Here is a 23,792-nt window from a genome sequence, read left to right on the forward strand (position 1 = left end):
ACCGTGCTCCCCGCCCCGAACCTCGACGACCGAACCTTCCAGCAACTGGTGGATGATGCACGTCGACTGGTTCAGGACAGATGCCCCGAATGGAGCGACCACAACATTTCCGATCCCGGCATCACGCTCATCGAGACGTTCGCGATGATGGTCGATCAACTCATCTACCGGCTCAATCGCGTCCCCGACCGGAACTACCTCAAGTTCCTGGAACTGATCGGCGTGGAGCAGCGACCACCGGGAGTTGCTCAGGGAGCGGTCACCTTCTGGCTCTCCGCACCGCAACCGCAGACGGTCGTCGTGCGCGCGGAGACCGAGGTGGCGACGGATCGCACGGACGTCACCGAACCGGTCGTGTTCTCGACGGTAGAGCGCCTCGACATCGTTCCCTGCAGCGCCGCCTGGGTGGGCGTCCAGCTGGTCGGCTCGGAACCGGTCGAACGCACCAACGAGATGCGCGGCTCGGCCGGGTTCACATGCTTCTCACCGGTCCCCCGCCCCGGGGACTCCCTGGTGATCGGCTTGTCGAACGCCGTTCCGCGCTGCGCGGTACTGCTCCGGATCGACTGCGAGGTCTCCGGCATCGGTGTCGATCCACGACGACCACCGCGGGTCTGGGAGGCCAGGACCCCCACCGGCTGGCAGCGCTGCGAAGTCGACCGCGACCAGACGGGAGGCCTGAACAAGCCCGGCGACGTGGTCCTGCACATCCCCCCGGAGCACACGGAATCGGTGTTCGCCGGCGTGCGCCGGGCGTGGATCCGCTGTCGGCTGCGGGAAACCGAGAGCGGCGAACGCACCTACTCCGAACCTCCCCGCATCCGGAAGATCACCGCCCGGACGATCGGCGGCACCACTCCGGTCATCCACGCCCGTGTGGTGCACGACGAGTTCCTCGGGGTCTCCGACGGTGCTGCCGACCAGCACCTTCGGGTGCGGCACACGCCGGTCCTGCGGTGGCCGGGATGCAGCATGGTGGTCGTCGACGCCGGTCAGGAGTCGCGGTGGCATTACGTGGAACACTTCGCCGAGTCGACCGCGCAGGACAAGGTGTTCCACGTCGACGCCGTCACCGGCGAGGTGTCCTTCGGTCCCGCCCTGCGTCAGGCCGACGGGACCCTGCGGCGGTACGGTGCGGTGCCGGCGAAATCGTCGGCGATACGCATGGCCGCATATCGGACGGGCGGCGGCGCCGAAGGGAATGTCGCGACCGGACGGATCCGGGTGCTGAAGACGAGCGTGCCCTATATCTCCCGAATCGAGAATCGCGGCCCGGCGATCGGCGGTGCACCCCCGGAAACCCTGGAGGAACTCAAGATCCGCGGACCGTTGCTGTTGCGCTCCCGCGGGCGCGCGGTGACCGCCCGCGACTTCGAGGAGTTGACACGCGAGGTCGCGCCGGAGACCGCGCGTGTGCACTGTCTTCCGTCCAACGACGCGTCCGAGGCGGGCGTGGTCCGGGTCCTCCTGGTTCCCCACGTCCGTCCGGACGATGCGGGACACATCGCCCTGGCCGATCTCGAACCCCCGGACGACACCGTCCAGCGAATCCGGCGGTATCTCGACGAACGCCGGCTCGTGGGCACCCGTCTGATCATCGAACCACCGGTCTATCGGGCCGTGACGGTCGTCGTGGTGAACGTGCGTCCGGGACCCGGATTCACTGCCGCCCAGGTCGAATCGGGCCTGCTCGATGTCCTGTACCGCTATCTCGACCCCGTGCGTGGCGGACGGGACGGCCGAGGCTGGCCGCTGGGCCGCGCGGTGCGCGACGGTGAGATCGCGGCGGCGATCAGTGCGGTGCCCGGCTTCGAGATGTCGAGCAGCACGTCGATCCGGTTGTACCCCGCGGATCCCGTCACGGGCAGTCGCGGGGAACGCGCATCGGTCCTGCCGCTGGCCGCGGACACGCTCGTTTACTCGTACGACCACCAGGTGGTGATGACGGCATGAGAGGCACCCTCGCAGCGCTGTCGTCCCCGCGACCACTCGTCGAGACAATGCCCGCGGTGTATCGACAGGATGCGCGCACACAACAGCTCTGCGACGCATTCGACGAGGTCCTCGCGCCGATACTGGCGACCCTCGATTCGTTCTGTGCCTACCTGGACCCACACACCACGCCGGAGGACATGCTCGGCTGGCTCGCCGGCTGGATCGGACTCGCCTTCGACGGCCACGAATCCGAATCCCGCCGACGCGACCTCATCGCCGCAGGAGTCCGGACGATGGCGGTTCTCGGAACCGTGCATGGGATCAGGGAGGCCGTAGCGTCCGTGTTCGACCTCGAGCCCGAGATCGAGGAGTCCGGAGGGACCGTGGGTTCCACGACGGCCGGTGTCGCACCACCGGGAAGTCCCCATCCCCATCTTGTCGTCCGCCTGACCGTCACCGACCCGAGGATGGTCGACGAACGCCGATTCGACGCCTTGGTCGAGGCGGTCAAGCCTGCACATATTCCGCACCGAGTCGAGATTTCCGGAGGCGCCGTTTGATCAACTCTCGACGAGACCGAGTTCTTCCTGCACCCGTCGATGGTCGAGTCGTACCCGTTCGGCGGCGCTCATGTCGCCGGCCTTCTCGCGGATGTCGACCATGATCCGCCAGGGCCGATCCTGGTAAGGGTCCAGATCCACCGCCCGGTGGGCAGCGATGTCGGCGTTCATGCTGTCGCCGAGCGCAACATAGTCTTCGGCGAGTGCCACGGCTGCGCTCGCAGCAGCACTGCGCAGCCGTTGCCGCTCGGAGGCCACGAACTCCGCGGGACCGTCCTCCTGCAGCAGGTCGCCGGTGTAGAGAGTGAGCGCGTATTCGAGGGATGCCACCCGGTCACGTGCCGCCTCCGGGTCGGTTCGGGCGGCGGCATTCGACAACGCGCGTTCGAATTCGACCACGTCCGAGAAGATATACCCGGGCGCCGCCAATCGATACGACTCGTCACTGCGCTGCAGCGTCAGCCCGTACTCACCGAGCAGTCCTCGCACGCTCGAGACCGCGACCTGCAAGCGGTGGCATGCCACCTCGTGCGCGGCACCGGGCCACAGTGCGTCTTCGAGGACCTCCCGGTGGTACTCGAGGTCCGGGGTCATCGACAGGAGGTGCAGCAGTATCCGTGCCTGGGGCCGGAGACCTGTGAGGTCGACGATTTGTCCGAAGGCCTCCAGTCGGTATCCGCCGAAGCAGAAGATCCCGATCGCGGGAAGCACCGCATCGCTGATCGGGTCCGTCTGATTCGCCGTCATTGGCGCAAGTTCTCCGAGAGTGGGAGAGCGACTCTTGTCGGAGCCTGTTGCATACGACAGGGCCATTATCTCGGCTCGGTGTAGTCCGACGTCGTGCGCGGCGGCGGCTGCCAGTTTCGACCGGGCGACGATGTCGGGGGCGGCCGGGTTCAGCCCCAGGACGCGACTCCACACCACGAGAACCGGCGCATCCAGGCGCTCGAAGCGGCGTGCCGCATCCTCGAACCGCTCGAACGCCGTCGGGTCACGTCGGTGCAGCGCTACGAGCGCGAGCCCGAATGTCAGCAGCCCAGCGCCCCAGTGATCGTCGACCTTCTCGCACTCGGCCAGCATTTCCTCGCAGATGTCGGCGCGCCACTCGGCGGGAAGATCCCGCATGAGCACCAATTCCTGCAGGCCGCGGCAAACTCTCTCCAGCCACAGAAGGCCCTCCCGATAGCATCTCGACGCCAGATCGTTCACTACCGCAGGATCTGGCATCGCTCCGCGGAGCGCATCGACGATCGTGACCACCAACCGTGACGAGATCGCGGCAATCGGCTCGTCCGCGGCTTGCGCCTCGACCATTGCCTCTCTGGCCGAGTCGACGTCGCCCACGCTGAGGGCGCACATCCCCTCCACGAATCGCGCCTTCGGCGCTCTTGGTTCGGTTGCGGCGTGCCCAGTGGTAGGGGCCCGCAATGCGGCTCGCAGGGGCCCGAGCCAGTGTTGCAGGAGTCGCGCGTCGACCGACGCTCCCGGCAACCACGCCAGCAGTTCGCGCCGCTCGGATTCGCACCGTGCGACGAACTCCGGGTCGTCGAGCAACTCGCGCGCCGCTCGATAGGTTTGTTCGGCTTCGGCGATGGCCCCCTCCCGCACGCGCAAGCGCGCCAACGCGAGTGCCAGCCACGGATCGGTATGCCACTCGCTGCAAGTAATGAGGGGATCGTCGTTCCCTATCGGCACGGTGCAGCTGGCTGCGTGTCGGACCAGTCGCGAGACCGCCGCCCAGTCCGATGCCTTGGCATAGGCGTGGGCGGCATGTCGGTGCTCGCCGGCCTCTTCCAACACCCGGGCTGTCCGTAGGTACCACGCCTTGGTTTCCCTCTCCCCGTTGGCTTCCAGCAATGCGAGCTCGAGGTATGTCCGGAGCACCTCGTGATACCGGAAGGCCCGACCCACGTCATCGCACTCGGTGAACAGCTGACGTTCGGTCAACTGTTGAAGAATGCGCCCGCTGTCGCTGATTCCCAGCAGAGTATCGCAGAGGGCAGGTGTCATGAGCTCGAGCGAGGCGGTGTGCGTCATGAACCATCGCTGATCGGCCGGCAGTTCCGCCAGAACGTTACGGGCGAGGTACGCCCGGACGAGTCTGGAGTGCCCCGTGAGGTGGCCGACGGCACGCTGCCGGTCGCAGTCCGCGAGTTTGGACGTGGCGAGATGGAACAGCTGCAAGCCTGCTGCCCATCCTCCTGTTCGGCGCGTCAGTCTGGCTGCCGGCTCAGGCGAGAGTGGCTCGCCGTAGAAGGTCGCGAACAGCTCTTCCACTTCCCACGACCGGAATCGCAACTGGTCCTGATCGATCACGCGAGCCTCGCCCGACACGACGAGTCGCGGTAGGTTGATATCCAGAGTGCGCCGCGTTCCGAGGATGATGCGTAGACGAGGAGGGCGCAATGCGACGAAACGACCCAGTGCCGTTTCGGCGCCACTATCGGCGATCTCGTGAGCATCGTCGATGATCAACAAGGCATCGACATCGCCGATTCTGTCCAATTCGCCGAGAACAGCGTCGATCGAATTCGTTTCCGGTTCGAGAGAAAAGCCCATTTCCCGAGCAGCAGCGCAGAGATATCTACCGAGGGTATGTTCGGTCGAGTCGTCCTCGGTCACCCGATACCACCCGACCGGGGAGTCAGTCGACGCGGCGACCTGGGACAACAATGTCGACTTCCCCGATCCCGCCGGCCCGACGACGACGACCACGGGGGTCAACTCGTCGTAGCATTGTTTCAACAACCTTTCTCGCCGCAACCCACGTGGAGCGGGCGCTCGAAGTTTTGCCCTCAAAATTTCCGACGTTGACATTTCGGATCCACCCCTGGCACCGGACTGCAATCCCCCACCGTTCGAATATCCTCCCGAACGAAACCGAACGCCAGTGTTCGGTGGGCCAATTTCCGAACTCATTGCAGCTCCGAGGGACGCAACACTTACGGATACCGCGAACAGTAGAGCCTCGACGGCCGTGTTCGTGAGGATCCGACGCCGGTGCCTACCCGCCGCACAACCTGCCTCGGTCGCGAAACGAATGTTCCGCCTATCTGTACGACGCGCGCAGAGTCTTCTTGTCCAGCTTGCCCAGCGGGGTGAGTGGCAGGGCATCGAGGAAGTCCACCGACTTCGGGGCGTGAACAGAGCCTTTGGCGGCGCGGACTCTCTCGATCAGCTCCTCCGCGCGGACCGACCGGCCGTCGCGCAGCACCACGCAGGCCTTGACGGCCTCACCCCACTTGGCGTCGGGCACGCCGACGACCGCGACGGACGCGACCGCCGGATGCGCGGAGATGACGTCCTCGATCTCGCGGGGGAAGACGTTGAATCCGCCGGTGACGATCATGTCCTTCTTGCGGTCGACGATGGTGAGGAAACCGTTCTTGTCGGCCCGGGCGACGTCGCCGGTGTGCAGCCAGCCGCCCCGCAGCGCCTCGGCGGTCTCTGCGGGCTTGCCGAGGTATCCCTTCATCACCAGCGGCCCGCGTACGCAGATCTCCCCCAGCTCCCCGCGCGGCACCTCGTTCAGGTCGTCGTCGAGCAGTCGCACGTCGAGCCACGGGACCGGCCGCCCGCACGTGGCGAGGCGTTCCGGATCGTCGGCGAGGTGGTCCTCCTTGCGCAGCACGGAGATGGTCATGCCGCATTCGCTCTGCCCGTAGAACTGGAAGAACACCGGGCCCAGCCGCTCGATGCCCTCCCGCAGCCGCGCCGGGGACATCGCCGACGCGCCGTAGAACAGGGTCTCGAGGCTGGACAGGTCGCGGCGGTCGAAATCGGGGTGGTCGAGCAGCAGGTAGATCATCGTGGGCACCAGCATGGTGGCGTTGATGCGGTGCTTCTCGATCGTCTCGAGTACCAGGCCCGGCTCGAAATACGGCAGCACGTAGAGGGATCCGCCGCGCAGCAGCGTCGGGACGAAGAACGCGGCGCCGGCGTGCGAGAGCGGCGTGCAGATCAGGAAGCGCGGCTCGTCGGGCCACTGCCATTCGGCCATCTGGATCTGGGTGAGCGTCGCGCCGGAGCGGAACGAGCCCATGACGCCCTTGGGTTTGCCGGTGGTGCCGCCGGTGTAGACGATGCTCGACGTGTCCTCGGCCGCCACCGGCGCGGCGACGAGCCGCTGCGGAGTGAACTGTGCGGCCAGGGCGAGGATGTCGGTGCCGACCTCCGACGGGCCGAGGGAGAAGACGTTCTTCAGCGTCGGCACCTGTGCCCTCAGTTCGGCGGCGCGTTCCTCGAAGTGGTTCGGATCGAAGATGAGGGTCTCGATGGCGGCGTCGTCGACGATGTAGAGGTGGTCCGACAGCGAACCCATGGGATTGAGCGCGCTGTTGCGGCAGCCGGCGACCATCGTCGCGCCCATCGAGATGAGAACCTCGGGGCGGTTCTTCGACAGCATCGCCACCGACGATCCCTGCCCCACCCCGACCGAGGCGAGTGCCTGCCCGAACCGGCTGATCTCGTCGCGCATCTCCCCGCCGGTGAGCACGACGTCGCCGAGGTACAGGGCCGGCTTCTCGGCGCTGCGCTCGAGGGCGGTGATGAGCAGGTCCGCGGTGAACACGGGCCGATGCAGGTCGGCGTACTCCTCGGTCATTGAGCGTCCTTCCGGTCGTGGGCGGCGTGACGGCAGCTGGGCGCGACGGGGCCGCCGCCTTCGTCACCATAACCACATCGACACCGAAATTGGAACATGTTTCATTCCGGACGCGGTCCGGTCGCATCCCGATGGTCCTCGTCGACGGATACCACTCGCTACGCCGACGTCGAGATCCTCATCCGGAGATCGAATGTCTCGGCGTAGCAGTTGCCGGGTCGCGCTGAGCCGCGCTGCCGACGCGCATCGCCTCGGCGAACGTTCACCGATCGCGACCCGGTCGATCTCACGCAGCGTGGGTAGCGCCTGATGCTCACCCGTTTCGGGGGCGAGCGGTTGCCCTGCAACGCCGCCGGGCGGGTGGCGGCACACCGCCGGGCCCGAAGACAGGGCAGCATCTGCATCGTCGGGGCGAGCACACCGGCGAATGTTCGAAGGTGTATACCCTGCTGCGGCGGGTCCACTCCGCTGATCGCCGCGGCTGCGCCTTGCCGTCGCCTCGCCCCCTGGCGGCTCTGTCGCACGATGCGCTCGGGTGCCGCAGGTGTCCGGATCAGAGCGCGGATGCGGCGCTTCTGTGCGGGCCGGACGACTGTCTCGGAATCAGCGTGGGCAGCGCTCGGCGGATCGGAGTGCCGACAGGGCCGGCGGCGAGCATCAAATCCAGTGCGGTAGCCGCGATCTGATCGAACGGCGTCCGTACCGATGTCAGCGGAACCGGGAGGCGCTGCGACAACGGGATGTCGTTGTAGCCCACCAGGGCCACGTCGTCGCCTATAGCCAGCGACCTCTGGTGGGCCGCCGCCATGACCCCCAGGGCAAGATTGTCGTTGGCGGCGAAGACGGCCGTTGGGCGCACGGAGGAAGCGAAGAGCCGCCGTCCGGCTTCCTCCCCACTTTCGATGCCGAATCCCGTTTCGACGATCCAGCCCGGATCGACCTCGATCCCGGCTTCCCGCAGGGCCTTCTGTGCACCGGCAAGGCGGCCGGCGGCGGTGGAGGTGAACAACGGTCCCGACAGCACGGCAATGTCGGTGTGCCCGAGGTCGATCAAGTGCCGGGTGGCGAGGTATCCGCCGGCTTCGTCGTCGCCGATCGAGGACGGGCTGATGCCGTCGGTGCGCAACACGAGGGCATGGGGCACGCTCTGCTCGCGAAGCTGGCGGGGTAACGGATCGTCGCGGCGGCTCGAGGCGATGATCAGCCCGTCGACGTTGCGGCCGAGGAGGGAATGCGCCGCGTCCTGCTCGTCGGCGGGGTCGTCGCCGGTGGTGGCAACCATGGTGAAGTAGCCGAGTCGCTTCGCGGCCCGCCCGACCGCCTCGTACATCAGGGCCATAACGGTATCGCTGAGCCGGGGGACGAGCACACCGATCGTGGCGGTCTGGCCACGGCGCAGGCTGGAGGCGAAGGTGTTGCGCCGGTAGCCGAGGGCGGCGGCGACCTCGCGGACGCGTTGGGCCGTCGGTGAGTGCGAAGGGGGAATCCGATCGTCGAGCACCCGGCTCACCGTCGAGGTGCTCACGCCGGCAGCCTCGGCCACCTCGCGCAGCGTGACGACCTTGTGCCTGCTCTCTGCCGCGTTCCCGTTCGTCTTCATGATCGTCCCTGTCTACCGCGTTGGCCCTCGTCTGCCCGGCCAAGGCCGGCTGATCACATCCCGAGTCGAGAGTGACCCTTGACACAGAGACCGATCGTACCGCACGATGAAATCGTTCACGGGAACGTTCCCGGGAACGTTTGCACAGAAGCGTCATACTTCCAGGAAAGAGCGATCATGAGCACACTCGACCTCCGCGGCCTCACCCCTGCACCGGTCACCCCGTTCACCCGTGACGGCGACGTCGACTACGCCGCCATCCAGCGCCTCGGCTCGTGGCTCGGCAGCGTCGACGGTGTCAAGGGCCTGGTGGTCCTGGGCCACGCCGGCGAGGGCACGTTCCTCACCCAGGACGAGCAGGTGCGCGTCATCGCCGCGTTCAAAGACTCCGTCGACGGCCGTCTGCCCATCATCGCCGGCATCACGGGCGAGGGCACCGCAGTCTCGGTGGAGGAGGCCAAGCGTGCCGTCGATGCCGGCGCCTCGGCCGGACTGGTCTATCCCTCTCACGGGTGGCTGCGCTTCGGTTACCAGGACGGCGCTCCGCAGGACCGCTACAAGGCCATCTACGAAGGATCGGGGCTTCCGCTGATCCTGTTCCAGTACCCGGATGCCACCAAGGCCACGTACAACCTGGACACCCAGCTCGAGATCGCCGCCCAAGAAGGAGTGTTCGCCACCAAGAACGGCGTGCGCAACATGCGCCGCTGGGACCGCGAGATCCCGGTGCTGCGCAAGGAGAACCCGGACCTGCAGATCCTCAGCTGCCACGACGAGTACCTGCTGCACACCGTGTTCGACGTCGACGGCCTGCTCGTCGGCTACGGCGGACTTGCTCCCGAGCCGCTGGTCGAGCTCATCGCCGCCGGCAAGGCCAAGGACTACCCCGCCGCCCGCGCCCTCCACGACCGCCTGCTGCCGGTGACCGCCAACGTCTACCACCGCGGCTCCCACATGGAAGGCACCGTCGCCCTGAAGGAAGGCCTCGTCGCCCGCGGCATCCTCGAGCACGCCACCGTCCGCTCTCCGCTGCTGCCGCTGGCCGCCGGCGCCGGCGCCGAGATCGCGGCCGCGCTGCAGTCGGCCGGCCTCGGGTCGGTCGCCGCCTTCGCCTGACCCTCATCGCTGCGCCCGTCAGCATCCGACGGACCATCCGCATTCCGCGTTCCCGGCCGTCACCGCTTGTGCGTGACGCACAGGTTCGGCCGGCCCGCCGCTCACATGGCCCGGCGGGCCGGCCGACCTCCACCACATGCCACCGGCACCACACTCGTGCATCCGTGGTCACCTTCCCGTCGAACCGTCAGCGCCCGCACGACCTCCTCGTCGTCCACGCAGCCGTTCGCCCGCGGTTCGAGCACCAGAAAGTAGGCTCGTCGATGAGTCAGCACACTTCTCTCTCCACCGAGGCCCCCGGAGGCGAACCAGTGGTCGCGGGCAGCCCCTCACCGCAACAGAGCCGGCCCCGACCCCGACGGAGCTGGGTTCGCACCCTGGCAATGGCCGGACCGGCATTCATCGCGGGAGCATGGCAGTTCGGCCCCGGCAACCTCGCCAGCGCCGTACAGGCCGGCAGCGCATACAGCTACTCCCTGATCTGGGTCATCGCACTGTCGACGACCTTCATGCTCGTCTATGCCGACATGAGCGTGCGCCTCGGTATCCGCACCCCGGTATCGATGATCAGCTCGGTCAAGGACGTCCTGGGCCGTCGTGTCGGCGTGGCGGCCGGTGCGGGCGTCTTCCTTATTACCTTGTGTTTCTCCGTCGGCAATGCCGTCGGGTCCGGCCTCGGGCTGTCCATGGTCTTCGGGGGCTCCCCACTGCTGTGGTCGGCGATCTGCACAGCCTTCGTCGGGCTGATCCTGCTGTTCCGCAACGTCTATCGCACCGTCGAACGGGTGCTGCTGGTGATCGTCGCCCTGATGGCGGCGACGTTCGTCCTCAGCGCCGTCATCGCCGAGCCGGACTGGTATCAGGCCCTCAGCGGCGCCGTCCCCACCATCCCTGCCGGCGGACAACTACTCATCGTCGCCCTCGTCGGCACCAACTTTTCCCTCAACGCTGCCTTCTTCACCGCCTACGGCACCCACGAACGCGAGCGCTCCGCCGCCGACTACCGGCGGACCACCATCGCCGACACCATCCCCGGCATCGTGGCACCTGGCATCATGACCTGCCTCGTCATCATCGTCGCCGCCGCAGTCCTCGGCCGTACCGGCACCGAAGCCACCACCCTCACCGGCCTGGCCAAAGTCTTCGAACCCATCGCCGGCCCCGTCGGATCCACCATCTTCGCCCTCGGCCTGTCCGGCGCCGCGTTCTCCTCGATGGTCGCCAACGCCACCGCCGGCGGCACTATGCTCTCCGACGCCCTGGACAAGGGCCCCTCGCCCAGCACCCCGACAGCAAAACTCACCAGTGCGGCAATCCTCACCTTCGGCCTGGCCATCACGCTGCTGTTCACCAAGTCCCCGGTCCAACTCATCATCGTTGCCCAAGCCCTGACAGTTCTCATTGCGCCTCTCCTGGGCGTTCTGCTGCTGGTGATGAGCAACAACCGCGATCTGATGGGCACCCTGCGCAACACCTGGTGGAAGAACGCCATCGCCGCGGCCGGCCTCGTCGCCATCCTGTCGCTCTCCGCGCTGCTGCTCTACGAACTGCTCAGCTGAAGCACTTCACGCACACATGGCAGGCAGTGTGGCGGACACCGGGACTCGGTGTCCGCCCCACTGCTTGCCACACGAAAACCACTCGCCACCACCTCCGGCCCGACAAGGAACCCGAGAACATGCCGCTCTTCGTCGTCGACTACACCTACACCGCCGAGACCGCCGCCGGCCGGGACACCTATCGAGCCGCACACCGAACATGGCTCGCCGCCTTGGTCGACCGCGGCACCGTCATTGCCTGCGGCCCCTACGCCGACGACTCCGGCGCCCTCATCCTCCTCGAGTCGGACACCGTCGACACCGTCGACTCCCTCTTGACCCACGATCCCTTTGTCGTCCACGGCCTCGTTCCCCACTACCGAATCGACGAATGGACTCCCGTCCTCGGCCGCCTTCCCGCATTCGACGCGCGTCCTCCAGCACGTCAGGGACTCCCGGGATAACGGCCGATCCGGCTTCGGCCGACGCGCCGAGCTTGTTTCGCGAGAACTCACGATCGTGACCGAAACACTCGATCCCCCACAGTTGGCGCAGCAGCTGCTCGCGCTGGACGCACGAGTCGCTGATCGTCTGTGGCGAGGTCGCGGTGGGCGCGTGCAAGCCGCGTTGGAGCGGTCCCTAGAGTGGGGCCACCTTCACGCTCGAGCACCGGGAGTCACACCATGCAGCCGGCCGGACAGACCCTGCACACCACCGACACGGTGTGGTCGGCGACCGTCGTCGAGCACCACCGGCTCCGCCACGACGTCGCGGTGGTACGCCTCGAATGCGACGACGCGATGGTGCCGTTCGCGCCCGGGCAGTACGTCGACGTCACCGTGCCGCAGCACCCCCGGCTGCCGCGCCGCCTCTCCCCCGCACTGCCCCCGTCGCTCGACGGCAAGCTCGAGTTCCACGTCCGTACCGTCCCCGGCGGCTGGGTCAGCGGCAGCATCGTCACCGCCACCCGGCCCGGCGACGTGTGGACGATCGGCGCGCCGCAGGGCGGCAACCTGCACGTCGACGACTCCGGCCGCATCGTGATCATGGTGGCCGGCGGCACCGGCCTGGCCCCGCTGAGGGCGCTGATCCTCGACGTCGCGCGCCGGCCGGACCCGCCCCAGACCTTCCTGTTCGTCGGCGGCCGCACGCCCCGCGACCTGTACGCCGCCGACATGCTGATCCTGCTCGCCGAGACGCTGCCGTGGCTGACCGTGGTGCCGGTGGTCGAGTCGGTCGACGACCCCGGGATCCCCGACGAGTGGTACGACCGCATCGTCGCCCACGTCGGCGATCCCGGGTTCCACCCCGACGAGCTGCTCGAGGGCAGCCTCGACGAGGTGGTCACCTCCTACGGGGCGTTCGGCGACCACCAGGTGCTCGTGTGCGGGTCCGCGGCGATGGTCCGCGCGACCCTGCACACGCTCGTCGAGACCGGGACCCCCGCCGAGAACGTCCGGTTCGACCCGTACTGACCGGGCCGCGACGGCCGGCCGGTTGACCGGGCGGTACGCCCGCGACGATACTCGAGGGGGCCACCAGCGCGACGAGTGAGGGCTGCGCCGGGTCGTGACCGTTCGAATCACGGGAGCTGCCATGGGTATTGCGGATTCGCACGCCGACCCCCCGACGCCGGCAATCCTGTCCCGCGCCCACCTCGACCGGCTGATCGAGGTGCTGCAGGCCGAGGGATATCGCGTCGTCGGCCCCACCGTCCGCGACGACGCCATCGTGCTCGACGAGCTCGGGTCGGGACGAGAGCTGCCCGACGGGTGGGGCGTGTCGACCGCACCCGGGCGGTATCGGCTCCGGCGACGCGACGACACCGCCGTGTTCGGCCATTCCGCGGGTCCGCAGTCGTGGAAGCAGTTCCTGCACCCCGCACGACAGCAACTGTGGTCGACCGCGCCGGACGGCAGTTACCGGCCCCCACCCGCGGACGAGACCCGGTACGCGTTCCTCGGCGTCCGCGGCTGCGACTTGGCCGCGATCGGCATCCTGGGCACGGTGCTGACCCGCGGCGCCCATCCCGACGGGGCCACCGCGCGACGGTTCCGCGGGCTGTTCGTCGTCGCGGTCAACTGCACCGAACCCGGCGAGGTCTGCTTCTGCGCCTCGATGGCCACCGGTCCCGCCGCGGGCCCGGGGTACGACCTGGGCCTGACCGAACGCGTCGACGAGCAGGGACACCGTTTTCTCGTGGACGTCGGGACCGACGAGGGCGCCCGCATCCTGGACCTGCTCCCCCACCGCGACGCCACCGCGGACGAGACCACCGGGGCCCGCAACGCGGTGGCGGCGGCCGGCGACCGGATGGGACGGAGCATGCCCGAGGTCGACCTGCGGGCGATGCTCCGCGACGCCCGCGAGGCGGACGTCTGGGAGGATGTCGCCGATCGCTGCCTGACGTGCGGAAACTGCACGATGGTGTGCCCCACCTGCTTCTGTACGTCGACGGAGGACGTCACCGACCTCGCCGACGGGCACGCCGGCAGGTGGCAGCACTGGGCGTCCTGTTTCGAACCGGACTTCTCCTACATCCACGGCGGTGACGTCCGGGCGTCCGGCCGGAGCCGGTACCGGCAGTGGATCTCGCACAAGCTCGGCACCTGGCACGACCAGTTCGGCAGCTCGGGATGTGTCGGCTGCGGCCGCTGCATCGACTGGTGCCCGGTCGGCATCGACATCACCGCGGAGGCGGCCCGCCTCACCGGCGCGCTCGCCACCCACGACGACGAACCGGACGGGCACCGATGACGACCCCACCGCTCGACGGCATCCGGGCTCTGGCGGGGCTGGGCCCGGAGGCGCGGGATCGGATCGCCGCGCTCGCCCACCCGGTCCGCTTCGCCGCCGGGGAGCACGTCTTCCACGAGGGCGGGGAGGCGCGCAGTTGCTGGCTGCTCCAGGAGGGCCGGGTGGATCTGTACACGGTGGTGCCCGGCCGCGGCCAGGTCACCCTCGACACGTTCGTCGACGGTGACGTCCTGGGATGGTCGTGGCTGACGCCGCCCTACCGCTGGCATTACGGGGCCGTCGCGGCCGCTGCGACCTCGGCTCTGGAGGTGGACGCCGCGGGACTGCAGGCGCTGAGCGAGGCCGACGCCGAGTTCGGATACACGGTGATGCGGGCCCTGTTCGGGGCCCTCCTGGAGCGGTTGCAGGCCACCCGGGCGCGACTGCTGGACCTGTATGCGGGTCCCGATGTTCGGTGACCTCGCGCACGACACCGCAGCGGCGCCGGGCGCGCCGATGCTGCCCAGCGCCCACCGGGTTCGCTCGCGGACCGTCGAGACCGCCGATGCGGTGACGCTGTCGCTGGCCCCGCTGGGGGCGCCGCGACCGCGGTTCCGGCCCGGGCAGTTCATGATGCTCTACGCCCCCGGGGTCGGCGAGATCGCGCTCTCGGTCAGCGGGGATCCCACCGACACGACCGGGGAGCTGGTCCACACCGTGCGGAAGGTGGGTGCGGTGAGCCGGGCCCTGCACGACGCCGAGCCCGGCGCGATCGTCGGCGTGCGCGGCCCGTTCGGGGTGGGCTGGGACCTCGAGTCGTGCACCGGCCGGGACCTGGTGATCGTCGCCGGCGGGGTGGGGTTGGCCGCGGTGCGGGCCGCCGTTCTCGGCGCGGTGGCCGCGCGCGGCGACTTCCGGCGCGTCGTGCTCGTGGTCGGAGCGCGCCGGCCGGCCGAGATCCTGTATCGGCGCGAGCTACAGGACTGGGCCGACGGCGGCGTGGAGGTCCGGCTGACGATCGACCAGCCGGTCCAGGGCTGGTCCGGGTCCGTCGGATTCGTCACGGAGCCGCTGAGCCGGCTCGACCTCGATCCCGCGCGGACGACGGCCCTGCTGTGCGGGCCGGAGGCGATGATGCGGTTCTCGGCCCGGGTGCTGCTGGGCAAGGGGATACGGCCCCCGGATATCCGGGTCTCGCTGGAACGGAACATGCAGTGCGGGATCGGGCTGTGCGGGCACTGCCAGCTCGGCGAGATCCTGCTCTGCCGGGACGGCCCGGTGCTGGATTACGCGGTGGCCGGACCGCTGCTGCACGTACGGGAGCTGTGATGGACAGGCCGAAGCTCGCGGTGTGGAAGTTCGCGTCGTGCGACGGATGTCAGCTGTCCGTGCTGGACTGCGAGGACGAACTGCTCGCGCTGTCGGGGGCGGTGCAGATCGCCCATTTCCTCGAACTGTCGAGCGCCGTCGACGACGGTCCGTACGACCTGTCGCTGGTCGAGGGCTCGATCACCACCGCCGCGGACGTCGCGCGCATCCACCGGGTCCGGGAGCGGTCCCGGACCCTCGTCACGATCGGCGCGTGCGCAACCGCCGGCGGCATCCAGGCGTTGCGCAACTTCGCCGACGTCGCCGAGTTCACCTCGATGGTCTACGCCCACCCGGAGTACATCGAGACCCTCGCGACGTCGACGGCGATCGCGGCGCACGTGCCGGTCGACTTCGAGTTGCGCGGTTGCCCGATCGACCGGCGCCAGTTGCTCGAGGTGATCACCGCGTTCCTGGCCGGCCGCCGGCCGAACATCCCGAACACCAGTGTGTGCACCGAGTGCAAGCGCCGGGGATTGACCTGCGTGATGGTCGCCGACGGCACGCCCTGCCTCGGCCCGGTGACCCACTCCGGCTGCGGCGCCCTGTGCCCGGCGCAGTCGCGCGGCTGCTACGGCTGTTTCGGGCCGACGACCGACCCCAACATCGCGTCGCTGGCCGGGTGGCTGCGCACGTGCGGCATGAGCGACGACGACATCGACCGCGCCTTCGCGACGTTCAACGTCGGCGCCCCCGTGCTCGCCGAGAGGCACCGCCGTGAGCGGGAGCCGTAGAGAGCTGACGGTCCGTGCTCTCGCCCGCGTCGAGGGCGAGGGCAGACTGAACGTGTCGGTGCGCGACGGGCGGGTGCAGCGCGCGGAGCTGAACATCTACGAGCCGCCCCGGTTCTTCGAGTCGTTCCTGCGGGGAAGGGATTTCCGCGAGCCTCCGGACATCACCTCCCGGATCTGCGGGATCTGCCCCGTCGCCTACCAGGTCAGCGCCTGCAATGCGCTGGAGCAGGCCTGCGGGGTCGAGCTCGACGAGCCGGTGCTGAACCTGCGCCGCCTGCTCTACTGCGGCGAGTGGATCGCCAGCCACGTGCTGCACATCTACTTCCTGCACGCCCCCGACTTCCTCGGCCTTCCCGACGCGATCGCCCTCGCCGAGCGTCATCGGAGCGCGCTCGAACGCGGGCTGGCCCTGAAGAAGGCCGGCAACGCGATCCTCGAGCAGGTCGGCGGACGGCCCATCCACCCGGTCAACGTGCGGATCGGCGGCTTCTATCGCGCACCGAGCCGAACGGAACTCGCCCCGCTCGCCGAGCGGCTGCGCCGCGCCCTCGACGACGCGCTCGACACGGTCCGCTGGGTGGCCGGGTTCGACTTTCCCGATGTCGATCTCGATCACGACCTGCTCGCCCTGCACCGGCCGGACCGCTACGCCATCGAGGACGGGCAGATCCGGTCGTCGACCGGATCCTCCTTCGCCGCAGCACAGTTCCCGGACCATGTGGTCGAACACCAGGTCCCGCACTCGACGGCCCTGTACGCGCGGCTCGACGGGCGCCGGTACCTGACCGGACCCCTGGCCCGATACACCCTGAACTCCGCGCAGCTGTCGGAGACCGCACGACAGTCGGCACACGCGGCGGGACTGGGGACGCAGTGCCGTAACCCGTTTCGCAGCATCGTTGTTCGCGCCGTCGAAACCGTCTATGCGGTGGAGGAGGCGCTCCGCCTGATCGCCGGGTACGAGCGTCCGGGCCGGCCCGGCACCGAGGTCGCCGCCCGCGCCGCGACCGGGCACGGTGTCAGCGAGGCACCGCGGGGACTGCTGTACCACCGTTACGAGCTCGGCGACGACGGACTGATCCGCTCGGCCGTGATCGTCCCCCCGACCTCCCAGAACCAGGCTGCCGTCGAACACGATCTGCGCACGCTGATCGCCGGCCACCTGGAGCTGTCCGATGCCGATCTGACGTCGCTGTGCGAACGGGTGATCCGCAACTACGACCCGTGCATCTCGTGTGCCACACACTTCCTCGACCTCACGATCGACCGCGGGTGATCGCGACGAACTTCGTGGTGATCGGCGTCGGCAACGAGTACCGCCGCGACGACGGCGTCGGGCCCGCGGCGGCCCGGGAGGTCGGCCGGTCCCGGCCCGGATGGCGGGTCCTGATCTCCGACGGCGAGCCGACGGCGATGCTGGACGCGTGGGCCGGGACGCGGTTGGCGGTCGTCGTCGACGCCACCGTCGGCACCGGTCCGCCCGGCGCGATCCGGCGTCACGAGATCGGGGAGGCGAGTCTCGCCCGCCGCTCGCGGCACGCCGGCTCGCACAGCCTCGGTCCCGCCGAGGCGTGGGCGCTGAGCCGGATCCTGGGCGTCGACCCGGGTCGGGTCGTGGTCTACACCCTCGAGGTGACGGAGGTCGGTTACGGCGTCGGCCTGTCGCCCGCCACCGCCGCGGCACTGCCCGCCGTGGTGCGGGCAGTGATCGACGAATGCGAGCGGTAACGCCGCTACCGGGTCATCCGTTCGCGGGAACGGCTGCCTTCGCGGCGTCCTGCGCGGCGATGTACCCGAACACCAGGCCCTGACCGATCGTCGCCCCCGCACCCGGGTACGTGTTGCCGAACGCGTTCGCGGCGGTGTTGCCGATCGCATAGAGACCGTCGATCACACTGCCGTCCTCGCGCAGCACCCGCGCCCGCTCGTCGGCCTTCACGCCACCGCACGTGCCGAGGTCGCTCAGCGTCATCTTCACCGCGTAGAGCGGCCCTTCGGTCAGCGGCCGCAGGTTCGGGTTCGGCTCGACCGTCGGATCGCCGTAGTAGCGGTCGTATGCGCTTCCCCCACGACCGAATTCGGAGTCCGTTCCCGACGCGGCGTCGTCGTTGAACCGGCGGAAGGTCTCGGCGAACGCGTCCTCGGGTATCCCCATCGAGCGCGCCAGCTCGACCGGATCCGTGGCCCGGTGCGCGATGCCTGCCTTGTACCAGGAGCCCGGGATGGGCTGGCGCGGGAACAGCCCCGCCGCGAACAGGTAACTGTTGCGGTACTTCTGGTCGAAGACGATCCACATCGATTCGACCGGGTCGCCGGCCCGCTCGCGCTCGAGGACGACCTGACCGAACGACATGTAGTCCGAGGACTCGTTGGTGAACCGGCGGCCCGTGTGGTCCACGATGAACGACCCCGGCAGGGACCGTTCCGCCAGCATCACCAGCGGCGGCTTGCCCGGGGCCGTCGGCGCGACGGCGGGGAACCACCATGCCTGGTCCATCAGGTCGAGGCCGGCGCCCACCTCCTGGGCGACCTTGATCGCGTCGCCGGTGTTGCCTTCGGCGCCGAGGCTTTCGTTGTCGGCGAGCCTGTCGGACTGGAACTTCCGTCGCATGGCCATGTCGTGGTCGAACCCGCCGGCCGCGAGGACCACACCGCGACGGGCGGTCACGGTCACCTCACGGCCGTTCTGTTCGAGGACGGCACCGGTCACCCGCGCGCCCTCGGTGACCAGCCGCACCAGCGACGTCTCGGTCCAGACGGGGATCCCGGCCCGCAGCACCCCCGCGAACAGGCCCGCGGCGATCGCCTGCCCGCCGGCGACGTACTGCCGGCCGAGCGCGAGGCCGCCCACACCCTGCGCCAGCCGCCGGAAGATGCGCGGGAATCCCTTGAGGGGGACCCGCATCATGAGGTTCAGCCACTTGTAGTCGGCACCGGTGGTGGGCATCGGCAGCCCCGCCTCCATCAGACCGGGGCGCAACCGGCCGCGCTCGTCGCCGAGCACCGACGTGTCGAACGGCCGGCACTCACAGGTACGTCCGACGGCGGCGCCGCCCGGCTGCTCCGGGTGGTAGTCGGCGTAGCCCTTGGCCCAGAAGAACTTCATCGGCGTGGTGCGCCGGAGCATCTCGACGGTCGCGGCGCCGTGATCGACGAACGCCTCGCCGCGCTCGGCCGGCGCCGAGCCGTCGACCACCGACCGCACGTAGGTGTGGCCCCGCTCGGGGGTGTCGCCCGAACCGGCCTCGCGCAGCACCGGGTTGGCGGGCACCCAGAACGCGCCTCCCGAGCGGGCCGTGGAGCCACCCACGTACCGGGTCTTTTCCACGATCAGCGCCGACAGGCCGAGCTCGCGCGCGGTGAGCGCGGCGGCCATACCGGTGCCGGACCCGATCACCAGCAGATCCACGGTGGTGTCGTGGGCGGGGGTCACGGCCGGTGCGGGACTCGTCGCCATTTCGAATTCTCCTTCACATCGTCGCTGCCTGGTCGGGTCGCGCCTCGGACCCGAGACGACCCACTGCACGCATGCCCGACGACGCTAGGACAGTTCCACCACGCCGGCGGGCGGGTTCCCGGCCACCGGGACGCAGACCGGCGTCCGTGGGCGCGTTCGCCACCAGCTCACCGCAGCGCGCGCAAACGCGATCTCGCAACCTCCCGATACGTGGGACGACGACCCCGACCGGGTCCACGGTGCCGCTAGCGTCGACTCGTCTCGCGACGAACCGTCGACCCACAGGAGCAGCCATGACCACGTCCGGCACCGTCACGCACGCCGAACGTATCCGCGCCACCGTCGTCGAGTATCTGGCGGCCGTCGCCGACGGCAGCGGCGCCGACATCGCTGCGCTGTATGCGGAGGACGCCACCCTCGAGGACCCGGTCGGCTCCGCGCCGAGGACCGGACGGGCGGCGATCGCCGAGTTCTACCGCGCACTCGAGGGCTCCCGGCGCGCGACCGAACTGCTGGCGCTGCGGGTGACCGGGTCGTGCGCGGCGTTCCACTTCCGGGTCGTCACCGAGACCGGGGGCCGGGTGCACGAGGTCGAGCCGATCGACGTGATGACCTTCGACGACCAGGCCCGGATCACGAGCATGCGCGCCTACTGGGCGCCGTCGGACATGCGGCAGCGCTGAAAGCCCCGGAACGGTCCGCCGGACGCCGGTCGCAACCCGCCGCCGGAATGACGGACACTGGAGAGATACCGAACGGCGAGAGGAACCTTATGAGCGCGGAACACACGGTGCTCGATCCCCGGACGATGCGCGACGTGCTGGGCAACTTCTGCACCGGCGTCACTGTCGTGACCGGCCACGACGGCCGCGAACCGCTGGGTTTCGCGTGCCAGTCGTTCGCGTCGGTGTCCCTGGATCCGCCGCTCGTGTCGTTCTGCCCCGCCCGCACGTCGCGGACCTGGCCGAAGATCCGTGAGATCGGCACCCTCGCGATCAACGTCCTGGCCCACCACCAGCGCGACACGTGCATGGCGTTCGCCGTCAGCGGCGGCGACAAGTTCACCGGCGTGGACTGGACGCGCGGCGACAACGGCGCGCCCGCCATCGCGGGCGCGCTGGCCCGCATCGAGGCCACCGTCGAGGCCGAGCACGACGCCGGCGACCACACCATCGTCGTCGCGCGTGTGACGGGGCTGACCGCGCTGCACGACGACGGACCGCTGTTGTTCTACCGCGGCGGCTTCGGCAGGTATGCGGGCGAGACGCTCCTCGATCCCCGCACCGCCACCGACGTGAACCCGGTGCGGTGAGCGGCGAGGCGCACGTCACGGAATAGTGGACCGGCCGGTGTGGTTGGACCGATCGTGTGCCCGGATCCCGAACCCGGGCCCCGGACACGCGAAGGATCCAGGTGACCACACCACTATCGATTCTCGACCTGGCTCACATCGGCCGCGGCGAAACCGCGCGCGACAGCTTCGCCGCGAGCGTGGACATGGCGCAGCGCGCCGAGCGGTGGGGCTACCGCCGCATCTGGTACGCCGAACACCACAACATGCCGACCATCGCCTCGTCGGCCACCAGCGTGCTGATCGCGCACGTCGCCGCCCACACGTCCACGATCCGGCTCGGCGCCGGGGGCATCATGCTGCCCAACCACTCGCCGCTGACCATCGCCGAGCAGTTCGGCACCCTCGAGACGCTGCATCCCGGCCGCATCGACCTCGGTCTCGGCCGCGCCCCCGGCAGCGACCAGAACACCCTGCGGGCGCTGCGCCGCGACCCGGCGTCGGCCGACAGCTTCCCGCAGGACGTGCTCGAGCTGCAGGGCTACCTGCGCGGCACGTCGCGCATTCCGGGCGTCGACGCCGTCCCCGGCAAGGGCACCGACGTGCCGCTGTACATCCTCGGCTCGTCGCTGTTCGGGGCGAAACTCGCCGCGCTGCTCGGCCTTCCGTACGCGTTCGCGTCGCACTTCGCGCCGCAGGCGCTCGAGGACGCCGTCGCGCTGTACCGGCGCGAGTTCCAGCCGTCCGAGCAGCTCGCCGAGCCGTACGTCATCGCAGGCGTCGGCGTGATCGCCGCGGACACCACCGACGAGGCGAATGCACTGTTCGAGGCCACCAAGCGACAGCGCATCCGGCAGATGCTCGGCCGCGGCCGCACCTTCACCGACGACGAGGTCGAGATGCTGCTCGACGCCCCCGCCGGGCAGCAGGTGCTGCAGATGCTGCGGTACACCGCCGTCGGCACCCCGGCCGAGGCGCGTGCCTACCTCGACCGCTTCACCGAGCGCGCGCAGGCCGATGAGCTGATCGTGGTGTCGTCGGCGCCCGGGCGCAAGGCGTGGCTGCGTTCGCTCGAACTGCTCGCCGACGTCAGCGGGCTCGTCCCGGCCTGAACGGCCCGTGACCGCCCGTGACCGCCCGTGACCGCCCTGAACGGCCGAATGTCACATCGTGTCGATCTGATCGACGCGATGTGACATTCGGCCACAACGGTATTGGGTGACCGAGGCCGGAGGGGCCGAGCACCTACCTGTCGCGCTGGTGCTTCGGCTTCCAGACCACCAGCGCGTTGCTGCGCGGCACCGGCACCAGCGCGCGGCGCGACGCGTGCAGTTGCGCGATCTCGGCTGCCATCTCGGACAGCCGCTGCTGCAGGGCCTCGACCTGATTGGTCAGCTCGATGATCCGCTTGATGCCCGCGAGGTTCACGCCCTCGTCCTGCGACAGGCGCTGCACCTCACGCAGCAGCGCGACGTCGCGCGGGGAGTAGCGGCGCCCGCCGCCCCGCGTGCGGTGCGGGGTGACGAGGCCGAGCCGGTCGTAGTTGCGCAGCGTCTGCGCGTGCATGCCGGCCAGTTCCGCCGCCACCGAGATCACATAGACCCGGGCGTCCGGGTCCATCGGCGAATCGTGCCGGTTGCGGTTCTCGCTCATCATGCACCTGCCCAGCCCGCCCGCGGATCGAAGCCGCTCGCCTGCTCCGCGTGCATGTAGATCCGCAGTGCGTCGATCGCCTGGTCGTCGAGGTTCTGGGGCACGGCCACCTTGACGGTCACCAGCAGGTCGCCGGCGCCGCCCCCGCGCTTGGGGACGCCGCGCCCGCGTACCCGCAGCACGCGCCCGTCGGCCGTCCCGGCCGGGATCTTCAACCCGACCCGGCCCTCCAGGGTGGGGACCGAGACGGTGGTGCCGAGCACCAGCTCGCCGTAGCTGACCGGCAGCACCAGCGTCAGGTCGTCGCCGTCGCGGCCGAACACCCTGTCGGCGCGCACGTGCACGGTGACGAACAGGTCGCCGGGCGGGGCGCCGCGCAGTCCCGCCTCGCCCTGACCGGCCAGCCGGATGCGCTGGCCGTCCCGGACCCCGGGTGGGATCCGCACCGTGATGGTGCGGGTGCGGTTCTGGATGCCACTGCCGCGACAGTCCGTGCAGGGCTCGTCGATGATCGACCCGGTGCCCCGGCAGTCGTCGCACGGCTCGGAGAACCCGAACGCACCCTGGTTGCGCGAGACGATGCCACTTCCGTTGCAGCGCGGGCACACCCGCGGGCTGGTGCCGGGTCGGGCGCCACTGCCGTGGCAGGTGGTGCACGGCGCCGGGCTGGTCAGCCGCAGCGGGACGGTGACGCCGAGGGCCGCGTCGCGGAAGTCGAGCGTGGTCTCGGCGTCCACGTCGGACCCGCGCCGGGGCCGCGACGTGGTGCGCGCGTCACCGCCGCCGGTCCGGTTGAACAGGCCGCCGAACAGGTCGCCGAGACCGGCGTCACCGGCCCCGCCGCCGCCACCGAACAGGTCACCGAGATCGAAGGTGGTGGTGCCGCCGGAGAACCCGCCGCTGCCGGCGCCGGGACGGAACCCGCCGCCGAAGCCGCCGGAGGCGAACATCTGCCGGGTCTCGTCGTACTCCTTGCGCCTGGCCGGATCGGACAGCACGGCGTACGCCTCGCTGACCGCCTTGAAGCGCTCCTCCGTCCGGGTGTCGCCGGGGTTGGCGTCGGGATGCAGATCCCGCGCCAGCTTGCGGTAGGCCTTCTTGATGTCGTCGGCCGACGCGTCGGAGGAGACACCCAGCTCCTTGTAGAAGTCCTTCTCGATCCACTCCCTCTGGCTCACCGGGCGTCTCCTCCTCTCGCTGT

21 protein-coding genes are annotated in these 23,792 nt (G+C 69.5%); 15 read left to right on the forward strand and 6 right to left on the reverse strand.

Annotation, left to right across the window (positions count from 1 at the left end; genetic code table 11):
- The first annotated feature begins 3 nt into the window (after positions 1-3).
- Positions 4-1,953, forward strand: a complete 1,950-nt coding sequence (locus HFP48_RS21260; RefSeq protein ID WP_168579979.1) for a putative baseplate assembly protein — start codon at positions 4-6, stop codon at positions 1,951-1,953.
- Entirely contained in the window at positions 1,950-2,495 is a 546-nt protein-coding gene (locus HFP48_RS21265; protein ID WP_168579980.1) for a phage tail protein, read from the forward strand. The genes HFP48_RS21260 and HFP48_RS21265 overlap by 4 nt, the downstream gene beginning before the upstream one ends.
- Here HFP48_RS21265 and HFP48_RS21270 read toward each other — a convergent pair whose 3' ends face one another.
- The 3 genes from HFP48_RS21270 to HFP48_RS21280 form a co-directional block, all read right to left on the reverse strand.
- Positions 2,496-5,609 (reverse strand): BTAD domain-containing putative transcriptional regulator, encoded by a 3,114-nt coding sequence (locus HFP48_RS21270; RefSeq protein WP_348983351.1) that lies wholly within the window; start codon positions 5,607-5,609, stop codon positions 2,496-2,498.
- The gene (locus HFP48_RS21275) at positions 5,545-7,098 is read right to left on the reverse strand and encodes an AMP-binding protein (protein ID WP_006931227.1); all 1,554 of its coding nucleotides are present in this window, start codon (positions 7,096-7,098) and stop codon (positions 5,545-5,547) included. The genes HFP48_RS21270 and HFP48_RS21275 overlap by 65 nt, the downstream gene beginning before the upstream one ends.
- A 553-nt stretch (positions 7,099-7,651) precedes the next feature.
- Positions 7,652-8,698 carry a LacI family DNA-binding transcriptional regulator gene (locus tag HFP48_RS21280; protein ID WP_168579982.1) on the reverse strand — a complete coding sequence of 349 codons (1,047 nt, stop codon included), beginning with the start codon at positions 8,696-8,698 and terminating at the stop codon, positions 7,652-7,654.
- A gap of 177 nt (positions 8,699-8,875) precedes the next feature.
- On the opposite strand from HFP48_RS21280, the gene HFP48_RS21285 reads away from it, so the two are divergent.
- From HFP48_RS21285 to HFP48_RS21330, 10 genes are all read left to right on the forward strand, one after another.
- Positions 8,876-9,814, forward strand: coding sequence for a dihydrodipicolinate synthase family protein (locus tag HFP48_RS21285; RefSeq protein ID WP_006931219.1), 939 nt, complete (start codon positions 8,876-8,878; stop codon positions 9,812-9,814).
- 383 nt (positions 9,815-10,197) lie between these two features.
- The gene (locus HFP48_RS21290; RefSeq protein ID WP_043796689.1) at positions 10,198-11,373 is read left to right on the forward strand and encodes an Nramp family divalent metal transporter; all 1,176 of its coding nucleotides are present in this window, start codon (positions 10,198-10,200) and stop codon (positions 11,371-11,373) included.
- Positions 11,374-11,492: 119 nt separating this feature from the next.
- On the forward strand, positions 11,493-11,816 hold the full coding sequence (locus HFP48_RS21295; protein WP_168579983.1) for a YciI family protein: 324 nt from the start codon (positions 11,493-11,495) through the stop codon (positions 11,814-11,816).
- A 219-nt stretch (positions 11,817-12,035) separates the two neighbouring features.
- Entirely contained in the window at positions 12,036-12,827 is a 792-nt protein-coding gene (locus HFP48_RS21300; RefSeq protein WP_168579984.1) for an FAD-binding oxidoreductase, read from the forward strand.
- A gap of 121 nt (positions 12,828-12,948) precedes the next feature.
- Positions 12,949-14,109 (forward strand): 4Fe-4S dicluster domain-containing protein, encoded by a 1,161-nt coding sequence (locus HFP48_RS21305; RefSeq protein ID WP_006945151.1) that lies wholly within the window; start codon positions 12,949-12,951, stop codon positions 14,107-14,109.
- Positions 14,106-14,567 (forward strand): cyclic nucleotide-binding domain-containing protein, encoded by a 462-nt coding sequence (locus tag HFP48_RS21310; RefSeq protein ID WP_168579985.1) that lies wholly within the window; start codon positions 14,106-14,108, stop codon positions 14,565-14,567. Before HFP48_RS21305 ends, HFP48_RS21310 begins: the two co-directional genes overlap by 4 nt.
- On the forward strand, positions 14,557-15,417 hold the full coding sequence (locus HFP48_RS21315; protein WP_006945147.1) for an FAD/NAD(P)-binding protein: 861 nt from the start codon (positions 14,557-14,559) through the stop codon (positions 15,415-15,417). Before HFP48_RS21310 ends, HFP48_RS21315 begins: the two co-directional genes overlap by 11 nt.
- Entirely contained in the window at positions 15,417-16,190 is a 774-nt protein-coding gene (locus HFP48_RS21320) for an oxidoreductase (protein ID WP_029545468.1), read from the forward strand. The genes HFP48_RS21315 and HFP48_RS21320 overlap by 1 nt, the downstream gene beginning before the upstream one ends.
- Entirely contained in the window at positions 16,174-17,466 is a 1,293-nt protein-coding gene (locus HFP48_RS21325; protein ID WP_006945144.1) for a Ni/Fe hydrogenase subunit alpha, read from the forward strand. Before HFP48_RS21320 ends, HFP48_RS21325 begins: the two co-directional genes overlap by 17 nt.
- Positions 17,463-17,918: a hydrogenase maturation protease gene (locus tag HFP48_RS21330; RefSeq protein ID WP_006945142.1), complete on the forward strand. Its 456-nt coding sequence runs from the start codon at positions 17,463-17,465 to the stop codon at positions 17,916-17,918. Before HFP48_RS21325 ends, HFP48_RS21330 begins: the two co-directional genes overlap by 4 nt.
- A 13-nt stretch (positions 17,919-17,931) precedes the next feature.
- Here HFP48_RS21330 and HFP48_RS21335 read toward each other — a convergent pair whose 3' ends face one another.
- Entirely contained in the window at positions 17,932-19,647 is a 1,716-nt protein-coding gene (locus tag HFP48_RS21335; RefSeq protein WP_168579986.1) for a 3-ketosteroid-delta-1-dehydrogenase, read from the reverse strand.
- 293 nt (positions 19,648-19,940) lie between these two features.
- Here HFP48_RS21335 and HFP48_RS21340 point away from each other — a divergent pair, with 293 nt between their 5' ends.
- The 3 genes from HFP48_RS21340 (at position 19,941) to HFP48_RS21350 (ending at position 22,050) form a co-directional block, all read left to right on the forward strand.
- Positions 19,941-20,330 (forward strand): nuclear transport factor 2 family protein, encoded by a 390-nt coding sequence (locus tag HFP48_RS21340; protein ID WP_043796674.1) that lies wholly within the window; start codon positions 19,941-19,943, stop codon positions 20,328-20,330.
- 89 nt (positions 20,331-20,419) lie between these two features.
- On the forward strand, positions 20,420-20,959 hold the full coding sequence (locus HFP48_RS21345) for a flavin reductase family protein (RefSeq protein WP_006945120.1): 540 nt from the start codon (positions 20,420-20,422) through the stop codon (positions 20,957-20,959).
- Between the two features lie 101 nt (positions 20,960-21,060).
- Entirely contained in the window at positions 21,061-22,050 is a 990-nt protein-coding gene (locus HFP48_RS21350) for an LLM class flavin-dependent oxidoreductase (RefSeq protein WP_168579987.1), read from the forward strand.
- A 133-nt stretch (positions 22,051-22,183) separates the two neighbouring features.
- Here HFP48_RS21350 and HFP48_RS21355 read toward each other — a convergent pair whose 3' ends face one another.
- Together HFP48_RS21355 and dnaJ are read right to left on the reverse strand one after the other, a co-directional pair.
- Positions 22,184-22,591, reverse strand: a complete 408-nt coding sequence (locus HFP48_RS21355) for a helix-turn-helix domain-containing protein (protein ID WP_006945118.1) — start codon at positions 22,589-22,591, stop codon at positions 22,184-22,186.
- The gene (dnaJ, locus tag HFP48_RS21360) at positions 22,591-23,769 is read right to left on the reverse strand and encodes a molecular chaperone DnaJ (protein ID WP_168579988.1); all 1,179 of its coding nucleotides are present in this window, start codon (positions 23,767-23,769) and stop codon (positions 22,591-22,593) included. The genes HFP48_RS21355 and dnaJ overlap by 1 nt, the downstream gene beginning before the upstream one ends.
- Between the last annotated feature and the right edge of the window lie 23 nt (positions 23,770-23,792).

Source organism: Rhodococcus sp. DMU1 (assembly GCF_012272955.1).
Lineage (GTDB): Bacteria > Actinomycetota > Actinomycetes > Mycobacteriales > Mycobacteriaceae > Rhodococcus > Rhodococcus aetherivorans.

Coding starts and splice junctions, on each gene's coding strand:
- HFP48_RS21305 (WP_006945151.1), top strand. CDS start 12,949: ATGGGTATTGCGGATTCGCACGCCGACCCCCCGACGCCGGCAATCCTG.
- HFP48_RS21265 (WP_168579980.1), top strand. CDS start 1,950: ATGAGAGGCACCCTCGCAGCGCTGTCGTCCCCGCGACCACTCGTCGAG.
- HFP48_RS21280 (WP_168579982.1), bottom strand. CDS start 8,698: ATGAAGACGAACGGGAACGCGGCAGAGAGCAGGCACAAGGTCGTCACG.
- HFP48_RS21335 (WP_168579986.1), bottom strand. CDS start 19,647: ATGGCGACGAGTCCCGCACCGGCCGTGACCCCCGCCCACGACACCACC.
- HFP48_RS21320 (WP_029545468.1), top strand. CDS start 15,417: ATGGACAGGCCGAAGCTCGCGGTGTGGAAGTTCGCGTCGTGCGACGGA.
- HFP48_RS21340 (WP_043796674.1), top strand. CDS start 19,941: ATGACCACGTCCGGCACCGTCACGCACGCCGAACGTATCCGCGCCACC.
- HFP48_RS21270 (WP_348983351.1), bottom strand. CDS start 5,609: ATGCCCTGCCACTCACCCCGCTGGGCAAGCTGGACAAGAAGACTCTGC.
- HFP48_RS21295 (WP_168579983.1), top strand. CDS start 11,493: ATGCCGCTCTTCGTCGTCGACTACACCTACACCGCCGAGACCGCCGCC.
- HFP48_RS21290 (WP_043796689.1), top strand. CDS start 10,198: ATGGCCGGACCGGCATTCATCGCGGGAGCATGGCAGTTCGGCCCCGGC.
- HFP48_RS21285 (WP_006931219.1), top strand. CDS start 8,876: ATGAGCACACTCGACCTCCGCGGCCTCACCCCTGCACCGGTCACCCCG.
- HFP48_RS21355 (WP_006945118.1), bottom strand. CDS start 22,591: ATGAGCGAGAACCGCAACCGGCACGATTCGCCGATGGACCCGGACGCC.
- HFP48_RS21275 (WP_006931227.1), bottom strand. CDS start 7,098: ATGACCGAGGAGTACGCCGACCTGCATCGGCCCGTGTTCACCGCGGAC.
- HFP48_RS21300 (WP_168579984.1), top strand. CDS start 12,036: ATGCAGCCGGCCGGACAGACCCTGCACACCACCGACACGGTGTGGTCG.
- HFP48_RS21315 (WP_006945147.1), top strand. CDS start 14,557: ATGTTCGGTGACCTCGCGCACGACACCGCAGCGGCGCCGGGCGCGCCG.
- HFP48_RS21310 (WP_168579985.1), top strand. CDS start 14,106: ATGACGACCCCACCGCTCGACGGCATCCGGGCTCTGGCGGGGCTGGGC.
- HFP48_RS21345 (WP_006945120.1), top strand. CDS start 20,420: ATGAGCGCGGAACACACGGTGCTCGATCCCCGGACGATGCGCGACGTG.